Origin of the sequence: Mycolicibacterium aubagnense (assembly GCF_010730955.1) — a bacterium.
Classification (GTDB): domain Bacteria; phylum Actinomycetota; class Actinomycetes; order Mycobacteriales; family Mycobacteriaceae; genus Mycobacterium; species Mycobacterium aubagnense.
The window spans coordinates 4,464,172-4,481,704 of record NZ_AP022577.1 but is presented as its reverse complement, the minus strand read 5'-3'; the positions used below and the strand labels follow the sequence as shown (position 1 = coordinate 4,481,704).

General features: G+C 66.9%; 21 protein-coding genes. 6 read left to right on the top strand and 15 right to left on the bottom strand.

Annotated features, from left to right (window positions below):
- Positions 1–14 precede the first annotated feature (14 nt).
- On the bottom strand, positions 15–812 hold the full coding sequence (locus G6N59_RS21450; RefSeq protein WP_138228848.1) for a (2Z,6E)-farnesyl diphosphate synthase: 798 nt from the start codon (positions 810–812) through the stop codon (positions 15–17).
- A gap of 116 nt (positions 813–928) precedes the next feature.
- Between G6N59_RS21450 and trhA the strand changes: the two genes are divergently transcribed.
- The gene (trhA, locus tag G6N59_RS21445; protein WP_138228939.1) at positions 929–1,654 is read left to right on the top strand and encodes a PAQR family membrane homeostasis protein TrhA; all 726 of its coding nucleotides are present in this window, start codon (positions 929–931) and stop codon (positions 1,652–1,654) included.
- Here trhA and G6N59_RS21440 read toward each other — a convergent pair.
- The 4 genes from G6N59_RS21440 to mca are packed head-to-tail and all read right to left on the bottom strand — an operon-like array spanning position 1,651 to position 5,229.
- Positions 1,651–2,013, bottom strand: a complete 363-nt coding sequence (locus G6N59_RS21440) for a nuclear transport factor 2 family protein (protein ID WP_020099203.1) — start codon at positions 2,011–2,013, stop codon at positions 1,651–1,653. The two genes, trhA and G6N59_RS21440, sit on opposite strands and share 4 nt — an antisense overlap.
- A gap of 10 nt (positions 2,014–2,023) precedes the next feature.
- On the bottom strand, positions 2,024–4,000 hold the full coding sequence (locus tag G6N59_RS21435; RefSeq protein ID WP_138228847.1) for a thioredoxin domain-containing protein: 1,977 nt from the start codon (positions 3,998–4,000) through the stop codon (positions 2,024–2,026).
- A 57-nt stretch (positions 4,001–4,057) separates the two neighbouring features.
- Entirely contained in the window at positions 4,058–4,366 is a 309-nt protein-coding gene (locus G6N59_RS21430) for a hypothetical protein (RefSeq protein ID WP_407665766.1), read from the bottom strand.
- Positions 4,363–5,229 carry a mycothiol conjugate amidase Mca gene (mca, locus tag G6N59_RS21425; protein WP_138228846.1) on the bottom strand — a complete coding sequence of 289 codons (867 nt, stop codon included), beginning with the start codon at positions 5,227–5,229 and terminating at the stop codon, positions 4,363–4,365. The genes G6N59_RS21430 and mca overlap by 4 nt, the downstream gene beginning before the upstream one ends.
- Before the next feature lie 120 nt (positions 5,230–5,349).
- On the opposite strand from mca, the gene G6N59_RS21420 reads away from it, so the two are divergent.
- The 3 genes from G6N59_RS21420 to G6N59_RS21410 all read left to right on the top strand — a co-directional run bounded on the left by G6N59_RS21420 (position 5,350) and on the right by G6N59_RS21410 (position 7,249).
- Complete coding sequence (locus tag G6N59_RS21420) at positions 5,350–5,772, top strand: DUF4307 domain-containing protein (RefSeq protein WP_138228845.1); 423 nt, start codon at positions 5,350–5,352, stop codon at positions 5,770–5,772.
- Positions 5,773–6,042: 270 nt separating this feature from the next.
- Positions 6,043–6,537, top strand: a complete 495-nt coding sequence (gene greA, locus G6N59_RS21415) for a transcription elongation factor GreA (RefSeq protein WP_138228844.1) — start codon at positions 6,043–6,045, stop codon at positions 6,535–6,537.
- A 46-nt stretch (positions 6,538–6,583) separates the two neighbouring features.
- Entirely contained in the window at positions 6,584–7,249 is a 666-nt protein-coding gene (locus G6N59_RS21410) for a GOLPH3/VPS74 family protein (protein ID WP_138228843.1), read from the top strand.
- A gap of 13 nt (positions 7,250–7,262) precedes the next feature.
- On the opposite strand, the gene G6N59_RS21405 is transcribed toward G6N59_RS21410, so the two are convergent.
- Genes G6N59_RS21405 through G6N59_RS21395 form a run of 3 tightly spaced genes read right to left on the bottom strand, consistent with a single transcriptional unit; the run spans position 7,263 to position 9,470 of the window.
- Positions 7,263–8,435, bottom strand: coding sequence for a cystathionine gamma-synthase (locus G6N59_RS21405; RefSeq protein ID WP_138228842.1), 1,173 nt, complete (start codon positions 8,433–8,435; stop codon positions 7,263–7,265).
- Positions 8,436–8,445: 10 nt separating this feature from the next.
- Complete coding sequence (locus tag G6N59_RS21400; protein ID WP_138228841.1) at positions 8,446–8,904, bottom strand: TM2 domain-containing protein; 459 nt, start codon at positions 8,902–8,904, stop codon at positions 8,446–8,448.
- A gap of 8 nt (positions 8,905–8,912) precedes the next feature.
- Positions 8,913–9,470, bottom strand: a complete 558-nt coding sequence (locus tag G6N59_RS21395) for a DUF4190 domain-containing protein (RefSeq protein WP_138228840.1) — start codon at positions 9,468–9,470, stop codon at positions 8,913–8,915.
- Positions 9,471–9,559: 89 nt separating this feature from the next.
- Here G6N59_RS21395 and G6N59_RS21390 point away from each other — a divergent pair, with 89 nt between their 5' ends.
- A complete protein-coding gene (locus G6N59_RS21390; RefSeq protein WP_138228839.1) occupies positions 9,560–10,726 on the top strand; it encodes an acyl-CoA dehydrogenase family protein in 1,167 nt (388 codons plus the stop codon).
- Here the strand turns inward: G6N59_RS21390 and G6N59_RS21385 are convergent.
- From G6N59_RS21385 to G6N59_RS21355, 7 genes are all read right to left on the bottom strand, one after another.
- Entirely contained in the window at positions 10,710–11,207 is a 498-nt protein-coding gene (locus G6N59_RS21385; RefSeq protein WP_138228838.1) for an RDD family protein, read from the bottom strand. The genes G6N59_RS21390 and G6N59_RS21385 overlap by 17 nt on opposite strands.
- Positions 11,204–11,689 carry an Rv1078 family RDD domain-containing protein gene (locus tag G6N59_RS21380; RefSeq protein ID WP_138228837.1) on the bottom strand — a complete coding sequence of 162 codons (486 nt, stop codon included), beginning with the start codon at positions 11,687–11,689 and terminating at the stop codon, positions 11,204–11,206. Before G6N59_RS21380 ends, G6N59_RS21385 begins: the two co-directional genes overlap by 4 nt.
- Before the next feature lie 66 nt (positions 11,690–11,755).
- Positions 11,756–12,889, bottom strand: coding sequence for a DUF2189 domain-containing protein (locus G6N59_RS21375; RefSeq protein WP_138228836.1), 1,134 nt, complete (start codon positions 12,887–12,889; stop codon positions 11,756–11,758).
- 52 nt (positions 12,890–12,941) lie between these two features.
- Positions 12,942–13,370, bottom strand: a complete 429-nt coding sequence (locus G6N59_RS21370; protein ID WP_138228835.1) for a DUF2752 domain-containing protein — start codon at positions 13,368–13,370, stop codon at positions 12,942–12,944.
- 10 nt (positions 13,371–13,380) lie between these two features.
- Complete coding sequence (locus G6N59_RS21365; protein ID WP_138228834.1) at positions 13,381–13,758, bottom strand: CD225/dispanin family protein; 378 nt, start codon at positions 13,756–13,758, stop codon at positions 13,381–13,383.
- Positions 13,759–13,843: 85 nt separating this feature from the next.
- Positions 13,844–15,238 carry a cystathionine beta-synthase gene (locus G6N59_RS21360; protein WP_138228833.1) on the bottom strand — a complete coding sequence of 465 codons (1,395 nt, stop codon included), beginning with the start codon at positions 15,236–15,238 and terminating at the stop codon, positions 13,844–13,846.
- A 42-nt stretch (positions 15,239–15,280) separates the two neighbouring features.
- Positions 15,281–16,333, bottom strand: coding sequence for an alpha/beta hydrolase (locus tag G6N59_RS21355; protein WP_138228832.1), 1,053 nt, complete (start codon positions 16,331–16,333; stop codon positions 15,281–15,283).
- 206 nt (positions 16,334–16,539) lie between these two features.
- On the opposite strand from G6N59_RS21355, the gene G6N59_RS21350 reads away from it, so the two are divergent.
- Positions 16,540–17,508, top strand: coding sequence for an SGNH/GDSL hydrolase family protein (locus G6N59_RS21350; protein ID WP_138228831.1), 969 nt, complete (start codon positions 16,540–16,542; stop codon positions 17,506–17,508).
- The last annotated feature ends 25 nt before the right edge of the window (positions 17,509–17,533 follow it).

Genomic DNA, 17,533 nt, shown 5'->3' with positions numbered 1-17,533 from the left:
GTTTGGCACGAACGCTATTTTCCGTAGCGGCGGTTCCGCAGCGTGTAGTCGCGCAGCGCGCGCAGGAAGTCCACGCGCCGGAACGCGGGCCAGTGTGCGTCGGTGAACCACATCTCCGAATAAGCGCTCTGCCACAACAGGAATCCGCTGAGCCGCTGCTCCCCCGAGGTGCGGATGACGAGGTCGGGGTCGGGCTGGCCGGAGGTGTAGAGATTCTCCGAAATGGCGTCGACGGTCACCGCCTCGATGAGCTCCTCGGCCGTCGCGCCGTTGGCCAGGGCCTTGCTCAGCAGGGTGCGCACCGCGTCGGCGATCTCCTGCCGGCCGCCGTAGCCGACGGCGACGTTGACGTGGAACGAACCGGCGCCGGTGTGCTCGGTCGTCGACTCGACGGCGTCCCGCAGCCGTTTGGCCGGTTCCTCACCGAGCAGTTCCAAGTCGCCGACGGTGCGAACGGTCCAGTGCTTGTCGGGTGCGCAGATCTCTTCGACGACGTCGGTGATGATCTCGATCAGCGGCTCCAGCTCCTGCGGGTCGCGCTGCAGGTTCTCGGTCGAGAGCAGGTAGATCGTCGCCATCTCGATGCCGGCCTGCTGGCACCAGTGCAGAACTTCGGCGATCTTGGCGGCGCCCATGCGGTAGCCGTAGCTGACGTCGTCGTGACCTGCCTCACGTGCCCAGCGCCGGTTTCCGTCGCACAGCAGCGCAATATGGCGTGGCAGTTGCGCTTTCGAGTGCGCAAGCTCCTGACGCAGCCGCAGCTCATAGAGCCGGTACGCCGGTTCCTTGAGGCGCGGAGGAATGATGTCCACGAGAAACCAGACTACTGTGGACTTCTGGGTATCCCATGGCTGTTAGTGGAGGAACGTTGACCGCTCCGAGCAATACAGATCCGGCTGCCACCAATCCGGCTGACGCGCCGTCGAACATGACGAAACCGTACCGCGCGGCCGCAGTGCTCCGTCATTCCGAAACGCTGCCCGACGTGGTGGTCGAAAGCGTCGTCGAGTTCCTGGGCAGGCCCCGGGCCCGCGGCTGGATCCACGTGTACTCGGCAGTGGTCGCATTCTTCGCCGGTGCCGCACTGGTTTCGGTGTCATGGGCCCTGCAGGGCACCCGCGCCGGCTTGGCGACGTTGCTGTACACCTTCACCATCGTGGCGATGTTCACCGTCAGCGGCACCTACCACCGGGTGACGTGGAAGTCACAGAACGCCCGCATGTGGATGAAGCGCCTCGACCATTCGATGATCTTCATCTTCATCGCCGGCAGCTACACCCCGTTCGCGCTCCTCGCGGTGCACGCCGACGGCTGGCTGCTGTTCTGGATCGTCTGGGGCGGCGCGCTGGCCGGGGTGGCGCTCAAGATGCTGTGGCCGACGGCGCCGCGCTGGCTCGGCGTGCCGCTCTACATCCTGTTGGGCTGGGTCGCGGCCTGGTTCATCGGCCCGATCCTGGAAGGCGCCGGCGTCACGGCAGTCGTGCTGCTGATCGTCGGCGGCGCGCTGTACTCGATCGGCGGCGTGCTCTACGCGCTCAAGTGGCCCAACCCGTGGCCCCGGACGTTCGGGCACCACGAGTTCTTCCACGCCTGCACCGCGGTGGCCGCCATCTGCCACTACATCGCGATGTGGTTCGCGGTCTTTTCCAGCTAGAGCTGGGTGACGTTCGCGGGGCCCCAGTACGCCTTCATCGACGTGATCTTGGCCTCGGCGTCGAAGTTCATGGTGCTGATGATGTCGATGCGCATGGCGCCGTTGACGGTCAGGCTCCAGTAGAACGCCGCCTCGTGGCCGCAGACCCGCAGCGTGTGCAGCTCGTGGGAGTTCTTGGTGCCCGCGATGTTCGAGTAGAACCCGTGGATCGTCTGACGGCCGACGTGCACCTCACCACCGACCGGGTCTTCGATAGCGGCGTCGACGGCGTACAGCTGCGCGATCCCGTCGGCATCGGCGACATCGACGAGGTCCAGGTAGCGGTTGACGTTTTCGGTGATCTGCTCGGCGCTGGGCATGCGCCGCACGCTACACGGCCGCGCCGAGCGCATCGGCGAGATCCCCCGGCGTCGTCACCGGGAGGCCGCACAACTGGCCGCGGCACACATACGCGGCATCCTGACCGTTCACCGGGCCACGTCCGTCCAGCAACGCCGACGACCCTTCCGGACCGCCGACGACGATCGCCCCGCCCGGCGCGAACCTGCGTGCCGCCCTGAGCAATTCCGAATTTCGGTCGGTGCACGCCACCGCGATCTGGATGGGACCGCGGACGGCCGCTTCGGTGACCGCCAGCCAGTGGCCGCCGCCCCGCGGCGAGCGGGCCAGGATCGGGGTCGCCGACGCCAGCGTGGCAGCGGCTGCGGTGATATACCGCTCCGGCTCAGCAGCCAGATGGGCGACGGTCAGCAGCGCCTCGGCGACCAAAGAGGCGCCTGACGGCGTCGCTCCGTCGACCGGGTCGGAGGGACGCACCAGCAAGACCTCGGCGTCGTCGGCAGTGTCGAACCAGCGGCCGCCGCGGTCCGGATCCGTGAAGTGCGTCAGCGCGGTGTCGAGGAGGGATCGCGCCTCGCCCAGCCAACTGTCGTCGCCTGTCACCTGATGCAGCGTGAGCAGGCCCGTCGCCAGGGCCGCGTAGTCCTCCAGAATTCCGGCGCTGTCCCCGACCGCACCCCCCAGGCTGGCTCGCCGCAGTCGGCCGTCGACCAGATGCAGGTCCAGCAGCCGGCGGGCGCAACGCGTTGCCGCATCGAGGAATTCGGGCTTCCCGAGCGCGACGGCGGCTTCCGCAAGCGCAGTGATGGCGAAGCCGTTCCAGGCGGTGACGACCTTGTCGTCGCGACCCGGCTGTGGCCGCAGCCCCCTGGCCGCCAACAACTTCGCGCGGACCTGCTCGAAGCGCACGGCGTCGTCGGGGTCGGCCAACAGCTGCAGCACCGAGCTGCCATGCTCGAACGTGCCGGCCGTGGTGACCTCGAAAAGTGAAGCGGCCCAAGGGCCGTCGTCATCACCCAATACCGAGGTCAGCTCCGCGGGCGTCCAGACGTACGTCAGGCCCTCGTGCCCGGCGGTGTCGGCGTCCAGCGACGACACGAACATGCCACCGTCACCGAGGCCGTCGATGACGAACCGCGCCGTCTCGTCGGCGACCCTGCGCGCCAACGGGTCTCCGGTCAGTCGCGCCCAGTGCGCATACACCCGCAGCAGCAAAGCGTTGTCGTACAACATCTTTTCGAAATGCGGCACCACCCACGAGGCGTCCACGCTGTACCGGGCGAAGCCGCCGGCCAGTTGGTCGTAGATGCCGCCGCGCGCCATGGCGCCACACGTGCGCTCCACCGCATCCAGCCCGGACCCGGTGCGTTCGTGATGCCGCAGCAGGGCTTCCAGCAATGCCGAGGGCGGGAACTTGGGTGCGCGACCGAAGCCACCCCGGGCGCGGTCCTCGTCGCGCAGCACGGCGGCGACGGCGTGGTCGCACAGTTCGGGCGACGGCGCCGGTCCGCCCGAAGGCAGGCCGGACGACATCTTGCGCAGCTCCGAAGCGATCTGGTCGGACGCCTCTTCCACCTCGGCCCGTCGGTTCTGCCAGGTGTCGGTGACCGCCGAAAGTAGCTGCAGGAAGCTGTCTTTCGGATAGTAGGTGCCACAGAAGAAGGGCCGACCGTCGGGCGTCAGGAAGCACGTCATGGGCCAGCCGCCCTGACCGGTCATCGCGACGGTGGCACTCATGTAGATCGCGTCGAGGTCGGGACGTTCCTCCCGGTCGACCTTGATGCACACGAAACCCGCATTGGCCACCGCCGCAACATCCGCGGACTCGAAGGACTCGTGCGCCATCACGTGGCACCAGTGGCACGCCGCGTAGCCGATGGACAGCAGGATCGGGACGTCCCGCTGCGCGGCCTCGGCCAGCGCCTCCGATGTCCACTGCTGCCAGTGCACCGGGTTGTCGGCGTGCTGGCGCAGGTACGGGCTGGTGGCCTGGGCGAGGGTGTTCACCGGACGCCGATCAAGCGGTGAGGGACGAGCCGCGATGAGAAGCCCGGTGCATCAGACTTAGCCATCCCTGGAGTCTGACCCAGCTTCTGGCTTGCCCGCGCCCTCGTGCCCAGCATCGGCCGCCGGAGCTTCCGGCGGCACGCCGCCGACGGTGCCGTCGTCGACCGCCTGATCCGGTTCCGGATGCGCGGGGTCGAAGGATTCGGGCAGCTTGCGCAGGTGCCGGTTCATCGACCAGACCAGGGCCACGACAGCGATCAACAGGATCAGCGTGATCACCAGCCCGGCGGGGCTGGCCTTGCCGAAGTCGGGACCCGTCTGGCGTGGACCGTCGGCCAGCAGGATGGTGAGCGGAACAGAAATCACAGTGATACTCCCGTGAACAGATCGGTCTCGGGCAACGTCACCGGAACCCTGGATCGGGCCAATTCGTACTCCTCGGTCGGCCACAGCCGCTGCTGCCATTCGATGGGCGCGCGGAAGAAATCGCCGTTCGGGTCGATCTGCGTGGCGTGGGCCAGCAGCGCCTGGTCCCGCTGCTCGAAGAAGTCGGCGCACTCGACGCGGGTGGTCACCCGGTTCGCGAACGGATCGTGCTCGGGGTCCCAGTGCTGCAGCCACTTCTCGAACGGCCCGACTTCGCCGTATTTGGCGAACTCGTCCTGCAGCAGCTGCATGCGCCGGCGCAGGAAGCCGTGGCCGTAGTACAGCTTCGAGATGCTCCAGGGATCGCCCTCGTCGGGGAACTGCACATGGTCGGCCGCGGCTTCGTAGGCGGCCATCGACACCTGGTGACAGCGGATGTGGTCGGGGTGCGGGTAACCGCCGTTCTCGTCGTAGGTGGTTATCACGTGCGGCCTGAACTCGCGGATCACCCGCACCAACCGGCGGACGGGCTCGTCGATCGGCACCACCGCGAAGCAGCCGTCGGGCAGCGGCGGCAGCGGATCGCCCTCGGGCAGCCCCGAGTCGACGAACCCCAGCCAGTGGTGCTCAACGCCCAGGATCTTGGCGGCCTTGGCCATCTCATCGCGACGGACCTCGTGGATCCGGCCGTGCACCTCGGGCAGGTCCATCGCCGGATTGAGGATGTCGCCGCGCTCACCCCCGGTCAGGGTCACGACCATGACCCGGGCGCCGTTGGCCGCGTATTTGGCCGTGGTGGCCGCACCCTTGCTCGACTCGTCGTCGGGGTGCGCGTGCACTGCCATCAACCGCAGTTCGCTCACGTGTGCCTTACCTACTGTCTCTACTCGGTGGGACAACTCGATGCAGTCCAACCATGTCGCTGGGTCCTATAGTTCCAGTCCAAGCAATCCGAACCGACCGATGGGGCACCCAAAGCAGCCATGATCGAGCGTCCGACCGCCCGCTACGGGCAGCAGCGCATGTCCCGGCTGACCCGTCGCCGCATCGCGATCGGCCTCACGCTCGTCATCGTCGTCGCTGGTGTGGCGCTTGCCTTCGTCGGTTTCCAGCGCCTCGGGACGTCCCCGGTCAAGGGCGAGTTGAGCAGCTACAAGGTGGTCGACGACGAAACGGTGGCGGTGACGATCTCGGTCACGCGCGAGGACCCGGCGAAGCCGGCGGTGTGCATCGTGCGGGCCAAAGCACTCGACGGCAGCGAGACCGGGCGGCGCGAGATTCTCGTCGCGCCGGCAGAGGCCAAGACGGTCCAGGTGACGGCGGTGGTGAAGTCGACAAAACCGCCGGTCGTCGGCGACGTCTACGGCTGCGGCACGGACGTGCCGTCGTACCTCGTCGCGCCCTGAACGCCGGCCGGGTGACCAACCATCCGGCGAACTCCGAACTGCGAAATCATGACGGTTGGGAGACGCCCAAGTGGTACGCTTGCTCAGTACACGGTTCCGACTGGGGCCGTGTATTGCTGCATTAGCGGGCACCTGCTGGCACCTTCGGGGGGACCCAGAACCTAGCGACGCCCTCGCAATCGCAGCACCGCCGGCCCCAAGCAACGGGGCAACCCCGGACACGACGCCCGGGCATACACGCACGCTTACAACGACAGGAGAGCAGCAGACATGACCGATACCCAGGTCACCTGGCTCACCGAAGAGGCATTCGAGCGCCTGAAGGCTGAGCTCGATCAGCTGATCGCGAACCGCCCGGTCATCGCTGCCGAAATCAACGATCGCCGCGAAGAAGGCGACCTGCGCGAGAACGGTGGCTACCACGCAGCCCGCGAAGAGCAGGGCCAGCAGGAAGCCCGCATCCGCCAGCTGCAGGAACTGCTGAACAACGCCAAGGTCGGCGAGGCACCGAAGAAGTCCGGTGTGGCACTGCCCGGCTCGGTTGTCACCGTCTACTACGACGGCGACCAGAACGACACCGAGACGTTCCTCATCGCCACCCGCCAGGAAGGCGTCACCGACGGCAAGCTCGAGGTGTACTCCCCCAACTCGCCGCTCGGCCACGCGCTGATCGATGCCAAGGTCGGCGAGGATCGCAGCTACACGGTGCCCAGCGGCGCCACCGTCAAGGTCACGCTGGTCAAGGCTGAGCCCTATCACGCCTAGTCCTGCCACGGCTGGCCCCGCCCGGCCCTCCACCGGCTGACGATCCATGGCTCAGATCGCCGAAGACCTGTATCTGCTGCTTCTCGACAATTCGTCGGCACAGCCAGGTCTGGATCAACCACGTCGGCATCGGGTGTTGTCCGGTGCCGTCCTGCTGGACCTGGCGTGGGCGTGCCGTATTCGGCCCGCCGCGCCGGGTGACAGCGCGCCCGACGGCCACCTGGTCGCCCTTTCCGGCGACGGCACCGTCGACCCGGTGTCGTTGCCGGCGTTGGAGTTACTGCGTCAACGACCGCGGCGACCTGCTGCGGTGTTGTCCAAGCTCCGGAGAGAGACCGAGACCAGTCTCATCGACCAGCTGGAGCGCGCCGGGCAACTGCGCCGGCACCCGTTGGGCGGCAACAGGTTCCGGCCACAGTTTGCGTTGCCACTGACCGACCGGGTCCGAGTCGGCCAGGCTCGTTCGGAGATGCTGTCGGCGTTGTTCGATCGCAGACCACCCAGCCCCGCGACGGCAGCCATCGTCACGCTGCTGCACACCGTCGACGGTCTGGGTTCCCTGATGAGCCTCAACGACCGCGGCTGGCGCTGGGTGCATGCGCGCGCCGGCGACATCGCCAGCGGGCATTGGGTCAACGAATACGAGACCGGCGTCGCCGAGGTGAATCTCGCCGTCACCGCCGCCGCGGTACGGGGCGCCCTCGTCTCCTGACGCCGCACCGCCGTTAACCCAGCGCCTGCTCCAGGTCACCGACCAGGTCGGCCGCATCCTCGATGCCGACCGACAACCGGACCAGGTCGCTCGGCACCTCCAGCTGCGAGCCGGCCGTCGACGCATGCGTCATGGAACCGGGGTGCTCGATCAGCGACTCCACGCCGCCCAGCGACTCGGCAAGGATGAAAATCTCGGTGCGCGAGCACAATTCGCGGGCGGCCTGCTCACCGCCGCGCAGCCGCACCGACACCATGCCACCGAAGCCACTCATCTGCTTGGCGGCCACCTCGTAACCCGGATGACTGGACAGTCCCGGGTACAGCACCGTCGCGACCGCCTTGTGGTCGTTGAGGAATTCGGCCACCCGCAAGGCGTTTTCGCAGTGCCGCTGCATACGCAGCGGCAGCGTCTTGAGGCCGCGGTACGTCAGGTAGGCGTCGAACGGACCCGGCACCGCGCCGGCGCCGTTCTGCAAAAACGCGAACTTCGCGTCGAGCTCTTCGTCATTGGTCACCAGTGCGCCGCCGACGACGTCCGAGTGCCCGCCGATGTATTTGGTGGTGGAGTGCAGCACGATGTCCGCCCCGAGCGACAGCGGCTGCTGCAGCGCCGGCGAGGCAAAAGTGTTGTCCACCAAGACCTTCACCCCCGACGTCGCGCCGATCTGCACGATGCCCGCGATGTCGGCGATGGACAGCAGCGGATTGGTCGGGGTCTCCACCCAGATCAGCCGGGTCTTCGGAGTGACCGCCGCGCGCACCTCGTCGAGGTTCGACAGCTGCGCCGGCGTGTGCGTGATGCCCCACTGGGTGAACACCTTGTCGATCAGCCGGAAGGTGCCGCCATAGGCGTCATCGGGGATGACGATGTGGTCGCCCGGACGCAGCACGGCACGCAGCGCGCAGTCGGTGGCGGCCATGCCGGAACTGAACGCGCGGCCATAGTTCGCGCCCTCGACCGCAGCCAGCAGCGTCTCCAACGCGGATCGGGTCGGATTACCGGTGCGGGCGTACTCGAAACCGCCGCGCAGCCCGCCGACACCGTCCTGCGCGAACGTCGAACTGGCGTAGATCGGGGTGTTGACGGCGCCGGTCTGCGGGTCCGGCCGGAACCCGGCGTGGATCGCCCGAGTGGACGGCCCGTAGGCCCGGTAGTGGTCTGCCTGGCTGCGCTGCTCGCTCACAAGCGCCAGCCTAGTCGCGCAGCTTGCGTCCTTGGGGGTCGGGAACGTTCCCCATCAGGATCATGATGCCGTCGATCAGCGGCCAGATGGCGCCGATGCCGCAGGTGACGAGTGAGACGACGAGCTGCAGCACACCGATGTTCGTGTAGCCGAGATAAAATCGCCCGACGCCGAAGCCGCCCAACAAGATCTGCAGCAGGCCGGCCGTCACCTTGGACTTGTCCGACAACGGTAGCCCGGTCAACGGGTCACGACCGAACGGCGCGGACGGATCGACCGCGTACTGCGGCATATAGCCATAGCTCGGCGGCGGGTAACCCGGCTGCTGTGCGTACCCCGGTGGCGGATACCCGGGCTGCTGCGGATATCCCGGCTGTTGCGGGTACCCCTGATATCCCGGTTGCCCGAACTGCGACTCACCCGGTTGTTGCTGACCGGACCCGTCGCCGGGCTCGTATGGATTCGACATGAAGTCCCCTAGTAGGTCGTTGTTGTGGTGCCGCTGGTGCCCACGATGAGCGCGATCAGGCCGAAGTAGAACAGAGCGATCAGCGCGAAGATCGCCAAACCGATGTAGCCGACGATCAAGCCTGCGAGGGCCATGCCCTCGCCCTCCTCACCGCTCTGCTTGATCTGCGACTTGGCCAGATGCCCGAAGATGACGCCGAGAATCGACGTGGCTGCACACGTCGCCAGGCCCAGCAGCGAACAGACCAACGACGCGATGGCCAGCCCGTTGGTCTTCGGCACCGGTGCGTAACCCATCGGCATCATGCCCGGCATCGGCGGCATGCCCGGATATCCCTGGGCTACAGGCGGATACGGCGCGACCGGCTGCGGATATCCGGGGCCTGGGTAGCCAGGGCCCGGGTATCCGGGGCCTGGGTATCCGGCAACCGGCGGCGGGGTAAGTGCCTCTGGCGCCGGCGTCGGCGGGTAGGCCTCCGTGCCATAGGCCGGGAGCGGCGGCATGCCGTAGGCCGGGGTCGAAGCCTCCGGCTCACCCGCACCATGGTTCTGGTCGTGCTCAGTCATCGTTCACCCCGTCTATCCGAGCCCTGAACGACCAGCGTAGCCGGGGCCTGCACTCGCATTCCGGCGAACTCCCGGTGTAGAACTGCACCATGACAGCCTCGATCGACAACCTGCTGGGCACTGACGACCTGCTGAGCACCGAGGACATCGAATTGCGCACCATGGTCCGCCAGTTCGGCGAACAGCGGTTGCGTCCTTTCATCGCCGAGTGGTTCGAGAACGGTTCAGTACCGGTTCGGGAGATCGCAGCGGAGGTCGGCAAGCTGGGCCTGCTCGGCATGCACCTCACCGGGTACGGCTGCAGCGGTTCGACCGCAACGGCATACGGGCTGGTGTGCCAGGAGCTCGAAGCGGTCGACAGCGGAATCCGCTCGCTGGTGTCGGTGCAGGGGTCGCTGGCGATGTTCGCGATCCATCACTGGGGCAGCGAGGAACAACGCGAGCAGTGGCTGCCCGGAATGGCGGCCGGCGATCTGATCGGCTGTTTCGGTCTCACCGAACCGGACTTCGGATCCAACCCGGGTGGCATGCGCACCACCGCCCGCCGCGACGGCGACGACTGGATCCTCAACGGGTCGAAGATGTGGATCACCAACGCCTCGGTCGCCGACGTCGCGGTGGTGTGGGCCCGCGCCGAGGAGGGCGTGCTGGGGTTCGCCGTACCCACGGACGCACCGGGTTTCAGTGCCCGGGAGATGACGCGCAAGATGTCGCTGCGCGCCTCGGTCACCTCTGAATTCAGCCTCGACGACGTCCGGTTGCCCGAGTCCGCGCGATTGCCCGGCGCACGCGGTCTGTCCGGTCCGCTGAGCTGCCTGTCAGAGGCGCGGTTCGGCATCGTGTTCGGCGCGGTGGGCGCGGCACGCGATTGTCTGCAGGCGACGCTGGACTATGTCGGTACGCGCACAGTTTTCGACAAGACGCTCGCGGAATACCAACTGACACAGGCCAAGATCGCGGATATGGCTGTCGAGCTCAGCAAGGCGCAGCTCCTCGCGCTGCAGCTCGGCCGCCTCAAAGACGCCGGGAGGATCCGGCCCGAACAGGTCAGCGTCGGCAAGCTGAACAACGTGCGCGAGGCCATCAAGATCGCTCGGCAATGTCGAACCTTGTTGGGCGCCAACGGCATCACCCTGGAGTACCCGGTGATCCGGCACGCCAACAACCTGGAGTCGGTGCTGACCTATGAGGGCACATCCGAGGTACATCAGCTGGTTATCGGACAGGCGCTGACGGGAGTCAGTGCGTTCCGCTGACAGGGGTTCGCGTCCGCGGCGGTGTCACGCAGACTGTCTCCATGACCATGTCTGCGAAGGTCTGGTGCTTGGCGTCCCACAGCGGCCACAGGTAGCCGACGATCGACAGGTCGGCCAGATGCACGGCCTGCCGCAGCAGGGACCGCGCAAAACCTATTGGTGTCCCGGAGCTTTGACCGACGACCCGCACGTGCAGCGCGGTCTTGCCCAGGCTGGCGCCGGTTCGCCCCTGGCGGTAACCGAAGTTCCAGATCAGATACCCGAGCATGAGGAGCCACGTCACCACCAGGCTGACGTAGCCCCACATCGAGTAACCGTCGCCGCATTGAGCGCCGCCGTCGAACGCGGAGGTATCCGTGTCGCACAGCCGGTCTCGGGTGAACCAGACCAGCGCCGCACCGGCCGCGGTGAGTACGAGCAGGGGCAGCAGGTCGATGACTGTGGCGGCGGCTCGTCGCCACCACGGTGCATACGTCGTCAACGGGTCGACACGCAGACGGTCGACATGATCTTGTCCGCCAGGGTCTGCCGCTTGGCATCCCACAGCGGGAACAGGTACCCGGCGAACACCGGGACGGCGTCGACGAGGTGGGCCAGCTGCCGCACCACCGACCGGCCGAAACCAATGGGCTCGTCCGTCTTTTCGTCGATCACCTGGAAGTGGAACAGCCGCTTACCCAGGCTGGAACCCGTAGTGCCTTGCAAATAGCCGTGATTCCACACCATGAACAACACCGCGATGACGATGCCGGCCAGCCAGATCAGCACGCCGGCGACAGAGTTTCCGGTGGCGCAGAACGGGCCGATGCTGTAGTCCGCTTGATCGGCAAGGCATTTCGTCAACCGCTGGGATCGCTCGATCAGCCCGCCGACGATGATGACGAACAGCGGGGGGACCCGGTCGACGAGGCTTGCCGCCACGCGGGCCCACCAAGGTGTGTAGTTCACGTCGTCCTGTTTCATGTGGTGCCGTCATGCCTGTTTGGGGGCCACGACCAACCGGCCACGTCCCCCAAACAGGCCACGGCGTTACGGCGTCAGCGGGGCGACCTGCCCGCCGCTGAGGCGACGGTAGGTGTACACCAGCATCAGCGAGGCAACCGGACCGGAGACCAGGACACCGACGCCGCAGGCGAGCACGCCGGCCGCGGCGATCAAACCCGCCACCAGCCAAACCAGGATCACCTGTCCGGCATTGGCTTTCACGATGTCGATGCTGGCCTTCAGGGCGTCAATCGGTGACAGATTGCGATCGACCAGGGCCGGGTGCGCGAACATCGCGAACAAAGCGACGACCAGACCAGGGATGATGCACAAGGCGTAACCGATGCCGACGAGCACGCCGACGATGAGCGTCAGCAGGATCATCGGGCCGATGTAGCGCGGCTTGAAGAACGAGCCGATGGTGGTCGGCTGTCCGTCGGCGATGCCCAGCAGGCCGACGTACTGAGCCGACGAGATGGCCGCCGCGACCACCAGCAGCACGAGGTAGCCAACCACCAATACGGCGATACTGGCCGGCCCCAGCGAGGTGACGTTGTACGAGTAGCTGAAGCTGGCGTCGTCCGCCGAATAGCTGGACATCGAAGTATCGGCCAGCCCCAGGGCGCCGAACTCGACGATTGCTGCGATCACACCGACGATGAGGCCGTAGACCAACATCGACACGATCAGCGGTGCCGGGTTCTTGGTGAACTTGTTCCAGGCCCACGACAGCGCGTCGCCGATGCTGAATGCAGCCGCGCCGCCCGGTGCACCGTACGGGTACCCGGCGGGCGGATATGCCCCCGGAGGCGGGGGCGCGAAGCCACCCTGCGGCGGCGGGGGCGGCGGGTAGGCACCGCCCGGCGGGGGCGGCGGGTATCCGCCTTGCGCCGGAGGCGGGTAGGCAGCGCCGGGAGGCGGAGGCGGCGGGTAGCCACCCTGCGGAGGCGGTGGGTAGCCGCCCTGCGGCGGTGGCGGGTAGCCACCCTGCGGCGGCGGGTAGCCAGCGCCGGGAGGCGGAGGCGGCGGGAAGCCACCGCCTTGCGGCGCCTGCGGAATGTATTCCGTCGGAGCAGCTCCCGGAGGCGGCGGGGGGAACCCACCCGGCGGCGGCTGCGGAATGTACTCCGTCGGCTGATTGGCGTCGGGCGGAGTGCCTTCCGTCGGTTGGTCCGTCATCTTTCGTCCCTCCGAGCGATGTGGATGTGGTGTTTCTGGTTACAACGGTGAACTACACGTACAACGAAATGAACGGGGCTATAGGCACATTGCGAATAACAAACCAAATGCACACTACCGTCAAAGCAACCGGTGCGGCCCAACGACGATGCTGCCAACTGGTGATTTGTCGGCCGACGACGCGACCGTAAGTCCACGCGCCATAGGACCAGGCGAGCAGCATCAAGGCGACGATGCCCACTGCGTTGAAATGCAACGCAGCCGAAAAGTCGCCGTGCATCAGGGAATACAGCATTCGCATGCTGCCGCAGCCCGGGCAGTCGATACCGAACAGCGCCTTCGTGGGACAGACCGGAATCGGGCCGCCCGGCACCGTCGGGTTGCTCAGCCACACGGCGCAGCACGCCACGCCGGCGGCGCCCGCAACAGCGAGCGGCCCAAGGAGCGGACTAACCGCCTTGGGCCGCTGCAGGTGTTGCATTTTCTCTGGTTCAGCTACCGGAGTACGACGTGTTGAACGAAACCGCGCCGATCAGCGTCAGAATCACGTAGATCACGATGACGACGACACCGGCAATGGCGCCCCACATGGCCCACTTCTTGGCGTCAGCCGCGGCGGCCTGTGCCAGATCAGGCCGGCCCTGCGCCCACAGTCCGGAGACCTGTGTCGCCTTGACGATCGACACGATGCCGAAAGGCAAGCAGCAGAAGATGGTGACGAGGATGCCCCACACGAGGTTGTTGTCCGGCGGTCCGCCGGCACCGGGATATCCACCGGCCGGCGGGTAACCACCGGGCGGAGGCGGCGGGACGTTCCCCGGAGGCGGCGGAGGGAAGTTCCCGGGCGGCGGGGGTGGGTACTCGGTCATGGCGGCCTTTCCGAAGGTCAACTAGCGGGAAGCGAGTGCTCTCGCCCTACCGGAGAAGATAAGTCAATCTCCCCTGCTTAGGCGGCTATTTACGCGACCCGCCCTGCGACAGGAACCCGAGCAGATCGTGCCGGGTCAGCACCCCGACGGGCTTGCCGTCGTCGACGACCATCACGGCGTCGACCTCGCGCAGTTCCTTGGCCGCCGCGGACGCCAGCTCGCCGGCCCCGATCAATGGCAGCGGCGGGCTCATGTGCTGCGCCACCGCGTCGGCAAGTTTCGCCCGGCCTTCGAAAACCGCTGAGAGCAGCTCACGTTCGGACACGCTGCCCGCGACCTCACCGGCCATCACGGGCGGCTCGGCCCCGACCACCGGCATCTGGGAGACGCCGTACTCGCGCAAGATGCTGATGGCGTCACGCACTGTTTCCGACGGATGCGTATGGACCAGGTCCGGCAGCGCGCCGGACTTGCCACGCAGCACATCGCCGACGGTGTGTTCCTCGGGCGTACCGTCCAGCCGATTGCGCAGGAAGCCGTACGACGACATCCACTCGTCGTTGAAAATCTTTGACAGATAACCTCTTCCGCCATCCGGCAGCAGGACGACGACGACGGCGTCCGGCCCCTCGCGCTCGGCCACCTTGATCGCGGCGACCGCGGCCATACCGCAGGAACCGCCGACCAGCAGGGCCTCTTCGCGCGCCAGGCGCCGGGTCATATCGAACGAGTCGGCGTCGGACACGGCGATGATCTCGTCGGGGATGGTCGGGTCGTACGCCGACGGCCAGAAGTCCTCACCGACGCCCTCGACCAGGTACGGCCGGCCGGTGCCGCCGGAGTACACCGAGCCCTCAGGATCGACGCCGACGATCTTCACCCGGCCACCCGAGACCTCTTTGAGGTAACGGCCGGTGCCGGTGATGGTGCCGCCGGTGCCGACGCCAGCCACGAAGTGTGTGATCTTGCCGTCGGTGTCGGCCCAGATCTCCGGGCCGGTGGTCTCGTAATGGCTGGCCGGGCCGTTCGGGTTGGAGTACTGGTCGGGCTTCCACGCGCCGTCGATCTCGGTGACGAGGCGGTTGGAGACGCTGTAATAGCTGTCCGGATGGTCGGGGGCCACGGCCGTCGGGCAGACGACCACCTCGGCACCGTACGCGCGCAGCACGTTCTGCTTGTCCTCGCTGACCTTGTCCGGGCAGACGAAGATGCACTTGTAACCGCGCTGCTGCGCGACGATGGCGAGGCCGACCCCGGTGTTGCCGGACGTGGGTTCGACGATGGTCCCGCCCGGCTTCAGCAGTCCGGCTTCTTCGGCCGCGTCGATCATCTTGACCGCGATGCGGTCCTTGGCACTACCGCCGGGGTTGAGGTATTCGATCTTGGCTGCCACCACCCCGGAGCCAGCTGGAACAACCGAGTTCAGTTGGACCAGAGGCGTATTGCCGATGAGCTCACTGACGTGCCGGGCGATGCGCATGGATACATCGTGTCAGGCCGCACCCCGGTTGCGCATACCGGATTACCAGGTTGCCTCGCGGATGTACTCGCCGATCTGCTTCAGCGAGCGCTCGGCCTCCTTGACCAGCGGGGTCGCGAGCTGGAACACGTGCATCTGGCCGGGCCAGACGTGCACCTCGACCGGCACGCCGCAGGCGGCCAGCATGTGCGCGGCCTTACGCGCGTCGTTGAGCAACACCTCGGAGCCGGAGACGTGGATCAGGGTGCGCGGCAGACCGGGCTCGATGTGGTCGAGCGGCTCGTACACCTCTTCAGGCTTACCGTCGACGACGTGGCGCGACGCCGCGTCCTCGATGAGCTCTACCAGCGCGTCGAAAGCGTGCGGCGGGAACATCGCGTCGGACTTCAAGTTCGGGTGCTGGGCCCGGCTCTCGTTGTCGATCTCGAACAGCGGCGACATGGTTGCCACCGCGGCCGGCAACTCGCCTTCCTCCTGCAGCTTCTCGGCCAGCGCCAGTGACAGATAGCCGCCCGCCGAATCCCCGGCGAGCACGATCTGATCCGGCTCGTAGCCCTTCAGGCGCAACCAGCGGTAGGCGTCGTGGCAGTCCTCGAGCGCCTCGCCGATCGAATGCTTGGGGATCATCCGGTAGTCGACCACCAAGACGGGAGCGTCGGCGTACTTCGACAGCGCACCGACCACCCGACCATGGGTGTGCACGCCGCAGGTCAGGAAAGCCCCGCCGTGCATGTAGAGGATGACGCTGCGCCTGCCGTCGGCCGGCAACACGCCTTTGGCCCGGACCAGGTGCGCCGTACAGTTCGGCAAACCGATCGTGGCGCGGACGGTGCCCGGCTCGGGCCGCATGACGCGGGCGACGAAGTCGACCATTCCCCACGGCCAGGGGGCCTTCGGAACGTAGCTGCCGATGGTCAGAGTTGACTTGATGGCGAGGGTCGCAGCCACCGACATCAGGCGTCCGGCCAGGCTGGGACCGTCCTCGACGATCTCTACGGGTGCGCCGTCGCTGACGGGATAGCGGCGTGGTTTCCGCCCCTTAGCAGCACTTATAGCAACACTATGGGTTCTGACAACCCTGCTCGGTGCGGTCATCGCCACCACTCCTACGCCTTTGTAGTTCCGGTGCACTTCGTTATTTACGTCACTAAATAGACAACCCGCGTAACTTAGCTTGTCACTGCTACATAGATCAACAATCAAAGTCACCTAATTAATGCCCCAGTCGATATGGTTACGTGACCGGGCCACCCGCGGTTCATCGACCTGCGAATCTGGGCAACCCACCTAAACTGAACGCCGTGGGCATACGTGCACCGCGCCGGACGACCATCGCTCTGGCGACCGCAGCCACCATTGCCTCGACGGGCTCGTTCTACGTCGGGGCGCGAAATCTGTTGACCGGGCAGGCCGCCAAGGCCCGCCGGGTGATACCCAAGTCGTGGGACGTCCCGCCGAGAGCCGACGGCGTCTACAGCCCCGGTGGCGGACCCGTCGAAAGATGGCAGCGCGGGGTGCCTTTCGACCTGCATTTGATGATCTTCGGCGACTCCACCGCGACGGGATACGGCTGCCACAACGCCGACGAAGTGCCCGGCGTACTGCTCGCCCGTGGGCTGGCACAGCAGTCCGGCAAGCGAATCCGGCTGTCCACCAAGGCCATCGTGGGCGCGACCTCGAAGGGGTTGTCCGGCCAGATCGATGCCATGTTCGTGGCCGGCCCGCCACCGGACGCCGCGGTCATCATGATCGGGGCCAACGACATCACCGCGGTCAACGGGATATGGCAGTCGGCCCGCCGCCTCGGTAATGCGGTGCAACGGCTCAGCGCGAGCGGCGCGGTCGTGGTCGTGGGCACCTGCCCGGATTTCGGCGCCATCGCCGCCATCCCGCAGCCGTTGCGGTGGGTGACCCGCAATCGTGGCTTACGGTTGGCCCGGGCCCAGGCCGGGCAGGTCCGTTCCTTCGGCGGCGTGCCGGTGCCGTTCTCCGACCTGCTGTCGCCCGATTTCCTCAAGGCTCCCGAGGTGCTCTTCTCCTCGGACATGTTCCACCCGTCGGCCGCCGGGTACTCGCTGGCCGCCCAGCAGCTGCTCCCCGCGTTGTGTGAAGCGTTGGGCGAGTGGACAACTGACTCGCCGCCGGCATCGGCGCTGGTCTCCAGGACCTCCGACGACACCAATGCGCTGGCGCGCCTGACGAACGTGTCGCGCCTCTGGCGGCGCACGACAGGCGTACCCGCGCCGATCGTCGCTCCTGTCACGGGATAAATTCCAGGGAAGCAATGCCGTTTCC

What these genes read in the sequence shown, in the direction of transcription:
- trhA (WP_138228939.1), top strand. Translation starts at nt 929, where the DNA reads ATGACGAAACCGTACCGCGCGGCCGCAGTGCTCCGTCATTCCGAAACG.
- G6N59_RS21440 (WP_020099203.1), bottom strand. Translation starts at nt 2,013, where the DNA reads ATGCCCAGCGCCGAGCAGATCACCGAAAACGTCAACCGCTACCTGGAC.
- G6N59_RS21420 (WP_138228845.1), top strand. Translation starts at nt 5,350, where the DNA reads ATGATCGAGCGTCCGACCGCCCGCTACGGGCAGCAGCGCATGTCCCGG.
- greA (WP_138228844.1), top strand. Translation starts at nt 6,043, where the DNA reads ATGACCGATACCCAGGTCACCTGGCTCACCGAAGAGGCATTCGAGCGC.
- G6N59_RS21410 (WP_138228843.1), top strand. Translation starts at nt 6,584, where the DNA reads ATGGCTCAGATCGCCGAAGACCTGTATCTGCTGCTTCTCGACAATTCG.
- G6N59_RS21400 (WP_138228841.1), bottom strand. Translation starts at nt 8,904, where the DNA reads ATGTCGAATCCATACGAGCCCGGCGACGGGTCCGGTCAGCAACAACCG.
- G6N59_RS21395 (WP_138228840.1), bottom strand. Translation starts at nt 9,470, where the DNA reads ATGACTGAGCACGACCAGAACCATGGTGCGGGTGAGCCGGAGGCTTCG.
- G6N59_RS21390 (WP_138228839.1), top strand. Translation starts at nt 9,560, where the DNA reads ATGACAGCCTCGATCGACAACCTGCTGGGCACTGACGACCTGCTGAGC.
- G6N59_RS21380 (WP_138228837.1), bottom strand. Translation starts at nt 11,689, where the DNA reads ATGAAACAGGACGACGTGAACTACACACCTTGGTGGGCCCGCGTGGCG.
- G6N59_RS21375 (WP_138228836.1), bottom strand. Translation starts at nt 12,889, where the DNA reads ATGACGGACCAACCGACGGAAGGCACTCCGCCCGACGCCAATCAGCCG.
- G6N59_RS21370 (WP_138228835.1), bottom strand. Translation starts at nt 13,370, where the DNA reads ATGCAACACCTGCAGCGGCCCAAGGCGGTTAGTCCGCTCCTTGGGCCG.
- G6N59_RS21365 (WP_138228834.1), bottom strand. Translation starts at nt 13,758, where the DNA reads ATGACCGAGTACCCACCCCCGCCGCCCGGGAACTTCCCTCCGCCGCCT.
- G6N59_RS21360 (WP_138228833.1), bottom strand. Translation starts at nt 15,238, where the DNA reads ATGCGCATCGCCCGGCACGTCAGTGAGCTCATCGGCAATACGCCTCTG.
- G6N59_RS21355 (WP_138228832.1), bottom strand. Translation starts at nt 16,333, where the DNA reads ATGACCGCACCGAGCAGGGTTGTCAGAACCCATAGTGTTGCTATAAGT.